The following is a 342-nucleotide window of genomic DNA, read 5'->3' on the forward strand; positions in this document are numbered from 1 at the left end:
TACTTATATGAAAATCTTATAACTCTGGCGCGATCGCCACAGCTTTTTTCACCGATAGGGCGCTACAGCATAAACAACTATTGCGCTTATCGGGATAGTTTTTTTCATCCCTGGGGTTGGACTCAGCATAAAAAACTATTGCGGACATCGGGATAGTTTTTCCATCCCTGGGGTTGGACTAGGCATAAACAACTATTGCGGAAATCGGGATAGTTTTTTTCATCCCTGGAGTTGGACTAGGGATAAACAACTATTGCGGAAATCGGGATAGTTTTTCCATCCCTGGGGTTGGACTAGGGATAAACAACTATTGCGCTTATCGGGATAGTTTTTTTCCATCCC

At 43.3% G+C, this 342-nt stretch carries 1 protein-coding gene; it reads right to left on the reverse strand.

Annotated features, from left to right (window positions below; all coding sequences use genetic code 11):
• Positions 1 to 16 precede the first annotated feature (16 nt).
• A complete protein-coding gene (locus tag LKK83_RS00670; protein WP_324628802.1) occupies positions 17 to 148 on the reverse strand; it encodes a hypothetical protein in 132 nt (43 codons plus the stop codon).
• Positions 149 to 342: the final 194 nt, after the last annotated feature.

Origin of the sequence: Phormidium sp. CCY1219 (assembly GCF_035615515.1) — a bacterium.
GTDB lineage: Bacteria > Cyanobacteriota > Cyanobacteriia > Cyanobacteriales > Laspinemataceae > CCY1219.